Consider the following 4019-nt stretch of genomic DNA (forward strand, 5'->3'; position numbering starts at 1 on the left):
AAACCCTAAAACCCTAAAACCCTAAAAACCTAAAACCCTAACACCCCAAAACCCTAACACCCACCCGACTCCCGACAAAGAAAAAAAAATCCTGGAGGATATAACCATGAACGAGAATCAAAGGAAAAAAATCGGCATTCTGACCAGTGGTGGCGATTGCCCGGGGTTAAATGCGGTAATTCGTGCCGTGGTGAAATCATCAAAACTCAAGGGTTGGGATGTGTACGGCATTCCCTACGGGACCGACGGTTTTATGCAGATTGCCGAGGGGAAATATCACCCCCAAGATTTGATCCTGACTCAGCATGGCTATAACCTACCCGGGGTCTTGAAAGGATTAGACGTTTTGCAGTTTCTTAGTGGTAGTGTCTTGGGTTCTTTGAGCAAAGGACATCCCGAAAACCCAGAAATTGCTGCGAAAATCCTGCAAGGATACGAAATGCTGGGATTAGATGCCCTGATCGTCGTCGGGGGCGATGGGAGCATCGATATCATCTACGATCTCGCCCAGAAAGGCAATTGGAATATTATCGCGGTTCCCAAAACCATCGATAATGACGTTCCCTATACGGAATGGGCAGTCGGTTTTACCACTGCCGTCGATATCGTCACCCAAGCTTTGTATGATCTCACCTTTACCGCCGCTAGTCACGAAAGGGTGATGATTGTGCAGGTGATGGGTAGAGATGCCGGTCATCTAGCCCTTCATGCCGGAATTGCCGGGGGGGCCGATGCGATTTTTATTCCCGAATTAACCCCGGCTCTCACTCCCGAAATTATCGACGGTTGTTGTCGTCATTTGGCACAATTACGCGCTCAAGGTCGTAAATTCGCTCTCATTGTCATTTCTGAGGGTGTTAAAAACGAAGATAACCAAAAAGAGAAGTATATTGCCGATTATTTAGAAAAATTAATATTTGACAAAACTCGCTCTTTGTGCGTTACCGATCCCGTCTTCTGTTATCTCAATTCCATGGATGTGCGGGCCATGTCTTTGGGACACCTGCAAAGAAGTCGTCCTCCTTTGGCCATGGATCGACTGTTAGCCACGGCTTTCGGCATTAAGGCCGTAGAATTAATCGAACAGGGAAAACTCGATCGCGTGGTGATTTGGCGCGGGGGACAAGTGCGTAGTTTGCCCCTGAAACCAGTGATCAAAATTATCAAACAATGTCATCAAGAAAATCGCTGTGCCTATCCCGTGGATCCTGATGGTTTTATCGTCAAAACGGCCCGTTCTTTGGGAATTTACCTAGGGGAAAATCCCACGACTGAGACAGCAGTAGTTCCGCAAGCTGTGGAGGCGTTGGTTTAGTTATAATAAAGCGAGAAGGGTTGCTCATACTTTCTCGCTTTGTTAATTGGTTAAGATTAGGCATTTCTTAACCCTACAATTACGGGAGATACTGACAGCTACTGTAGAAATCAAGAAACTTTTTAAAAGAGTGTAATTAGGGCTTGCTGAATAAATGTGAAATATAGACGAGGTAAGGGTTTTAGGGGCCTATTTTGCGAAACAGGTGCAAGATTTTGAGAGAATCGTGGTTGAAAACCTTGCATCTTCGGGGCGAAGCATTCGGGCATAACCTATCGCTGAAACCGTAGATTTCCTATCCGAATGCTTCGCCCCTACTTTTTCAGCCAGCCCTAATTAATTTTCTAAGCATAAACTTTTATCATTATAAACCCGAACTGTATATCCTTCTCAACCCGACGAATCAAATTCTTTTCTGTCAAATTTGTGGCTTTACGAGCGAAACAGGTGCAAGATTTTGAGAGAATCGTCGTTCAAAACCTTGCGTCTTCATCGGCCCGCGTCCTGTAGGGGCGAAGCATTCGGGCAATAACCTATCGGTGAAACCAGAGATTTTCTATCCGAATGCTTCGCCCGTACTTTTTGCCGCAAATCCTACATAAAGACTTCTACTATCAGTAATGAGGTTATAAGATTGAACTATTGGACAAGCTTCAATGAGATGTCTAATCTCTTGAAAATAGTCATTAATCAACAAATTCTATCTCCTCAATTTCTTCTTTGTCTTGCAGTAAAGCTTCTAGCATCCAAGCTTCTCCCATCCATTCATCAAAGTCTAAGGTATGCTGCAATTCATTGTTTTCAAATCGTCTGAGAAATTCTTGTGTCTGCATTTGATACTTAAGTAGGTAGGCGTTAAAAATCATCAGATCCCCCCGCCTATCGGCACCCCCCTTATCAAGGGGGGCAGGGGGGATCGAACCTAAAATCCATTTTTAATTTAATTATAACCAGCTACTTATTTTCAAAAAAAGTTATTCGTTCTTGGGTGCGCTTAATTCCTTCTTGAAGTTCTTGCAGTCTTTCGGTTAATGCGTCTTCAATAAATTTTTTTAAGGAGTTTAGATGCTTGGATTTAAGTTTTACTTCAGCCATAATGCTTCCGAGTTGATAATCGCTGCTGTTTGCCATTCGTCAGTCCATCCTAATTCTAGTTCATCTACTGCTAAAAAAGCTTGGGCGAGTTCTTCTGCTTCTTGTTGTTGTCGCCATTGTTGTAAAATTGAGGCGATGAAAATGCTTTTATCTTCTACTTTCTGGTCTAGGTAATTAACCAGTTCATCGGGTAAAAAAATGGAGATTTTAGCCATTGTTATCTCTTTGGCTATTTGATTCTAATATAGACTATTTTGATTGAGCTAAAATAACAGAATTAAGGGGGAAAGATTCAGTTTCTAAACGAGTTAAATCAACAATTTGACTAGCTTGATCAATATCAATTCCAACTAATTTTCCTTCGCTATCAAAATCTAAAACAATATCAGGGGCGATTTCTTGAGAATCGGTGCTTGTTTTTTCTGATAGGCTAATGTATAGAGAATCGGTTTCAGGATAATAACTAAATTTCATTTTTTACTCCTTAAAGTTACGATCTGGGAAGGCGTTATGAATGGTTTCTCCATCATCTAGAGTGACAACTCGCAAGTATTTTCCTAATTCGGGAATGTATAACCAATGACGAATGCGTCCATTTGGTTCTATTTCTCGTCTAACTGGATTCTGGATAGCCTGTTGACACCATTCTCGCTTAAGATAGGGTCTTTTGACCAAGACTTGTTCTTCAAAGTAGCGGGTAGTTTTCATTCATCATTTTTCTGATCGATTCCTTCTATCATAATTTTAACGAAATTTAGATAAATTTCCCCAGATACTAAATTCTCCCCCCTTTTTAAGGGGGGCAGGGGGGGATCAAATCCCATCACACAAACCCCTATCCTCCTCCCTAACATCAGAATTAGGATTGTGCAAATAAGCCCGCACCCAATCGCAACTACGCCCCATTAAAGCATCTAAATCCCAACCATTGCTTCCATTCCACAGTTTAATTGTGTTGTCACCACTACCGCTCACTAAAGTCTTGCCGTCGGGACTAAAATTAACGCTTGTGACAAAGCCATCATTCCCCTTGAGGGTGCGGATTAGTTCGCCTGTTTCTACATTCCAGAGTTTGATAGTATTGTCCTCACTACCGCTCACCAATGTCTTGCCGTCGGGACTAAAATTAACGCTTAAGACAGAGTTATCATGCCCCTTGAAGGTGCGGATTTCTTTGCCTGTTTCTACATTCCAGAGTTTGATGGTGTTGTCCCAACTACCGCTCACCAATGTCTTGCCGTCGGGACTAAAATTAACGCTTCGGACAAGGTTATCATGCCCCTTGAAGGTGCGGATTTCTTTGCCTGTTTCTACATTCCAGAGTTTGATAGTCTTGTCCCAACTACCGCTCACCAAAGTCTTGCCGTCGGGACTAAAATTAACGCTTATGACAGTGCTATCATGCCCCTTGAGGGTGCGGATTTCTTTGCCTGTTTCTACATTCCAGAGTTTGATAGTCTTGTCATCACTACCGCTCACCAATGTCTTGCCGTCGGGACTAAAATTAACGCTATAGACAGTGCCACCATGCCCCTTGAAGGTGTGGAGTTTTTGGCCTGTTTCTACATTCCAGAGTATGATAGTCCCGTCATCACTACCGCTCACCAAT

Annotated in this window: 6 protein-coding genes; 1 reads left to right on the forward strand and 5 read right to left on the reverse strand. The window is 42.8% G+C overall.

Annotated features, from left to right (window positions below; all coding sequences use genetic code 11):
• Window positions 1-106 precede the first annotated feature (106 nt).
• Window positions 107-1315 (forward strand): ATP-dependent 6-phosphofructokinase, encoded by a 1209-nt coding sequence (locus IM477_RS05760; protein WP_287730880.1) that lies wholly within the window; start codon window positions 107-109, stop codon window positions 1313-1315.
• A 686-nt stretch (window positions 1316-2001) separates the two neighbouring features.
• Here the strand turns inward: IM477_RS05760 and IM477_RS05765 are convergent.
• The 5 genes from IM477_RS05765 to IM477_RS05785 form a co-directional block, all read right to left on the reverse strand.
• A complete protein-coding gene (locus tag IM477_RS05765) occupies window positions 2002-2148 on the reverse strand; it encodes a hypothetical protein (protein ID WP_004161760.1) in 147 nt (48 codons plus the stop codon).
• Window positions 2149-2397: 249 nt separating this feature from the next.
• The gene (locus IM477_RS05770; protein ID WP_287730881.1) at window positions 2398-2625 is read right to left on the reverse strand and encodes a DUF8778 family protein; all 228 of its coding nucleotides are present in this window, start codon (window positions 2623-2625) and stop codon (window positions 2398-2400) included.
• A 34-nt stretch (window positions 2626-2659) separates the two neighbouring features.
• On the reverse strand, window positions 2660-2884 hold the full coding sequence (locus tag IM477_RS05775; RefSeq protein ID WP_002742721.1) for a DUF2283 domain-containing protein: 225 nt from the start codon (window positions 2882-2884) through the stop codon (window positions 2660-2662).
• Window positions 2885-2887: 3 nt separating this feature from the next.
• Window positions 2888-3118, reverse strand: coding sequence for a hypothetical protein (locus tag IM477_RS05780; RefSeq protein ID WP_002742722.1), 231 nt, complete (start codon window positions 3116-3118; stop codon window positions 2888-2890).
• Between the two features lie 105 nt (window positions 3119-3223).
• On the reverse strand, window positions 3224-4019 hold a 796-nt coding region (locus IM477_RS05785; protein WP_287730882.1), incomplete at its 5' end, for a WD40 repeat domain-containing protein.

This window comes from Microcystis sp. M090S1 (assembly GCF_020246295.1).
GTDB lineage: Bacteria > Cyanobacteriota > Cyanobacteriia > Cyanobacteriales > Microcystaceae > Microcystis > Microcystis aeruginosa.

Bases quoted from the DNA above. Each gene is read 5' to 3' on its own strand.
- IM477_RS05760 (WP_287730880.1), top strand. From the start codon at position 107: ATGAACGAGAATCAAAGGAAAAAAATCGGCATTCTGACCAGTGGTGGC.
- IM477_RS05780 (WP_002742722.1), bottom strand. From the start codon at position 3,118: ATGAAAACTACCCGCTACTTTGAAGAACAAGTCTTGGTCAAAAGACCC.
- IM477_RS05775 (WP_002742721.1), bottom strand. From the start codon at position 2,884: ATGAAATTTAGTTATTATCCTGAAACCGATTCTCTATACATTAGCCTA.
- IM477_RS05765 (WP_004161760.1), bottom strand. From the start codon at position 2,148: ATGCAGACACAAGAATTTCTCAGACGATTTGAAAACAATGAATTGCAG.
- IM477_RS05770 (WP_287730881.1), bottom strand. From the start codon at position 2,625: ATGGCTAAAATCTCCATTTTTTTACCCGATGAACTGGTTAATTACCTA.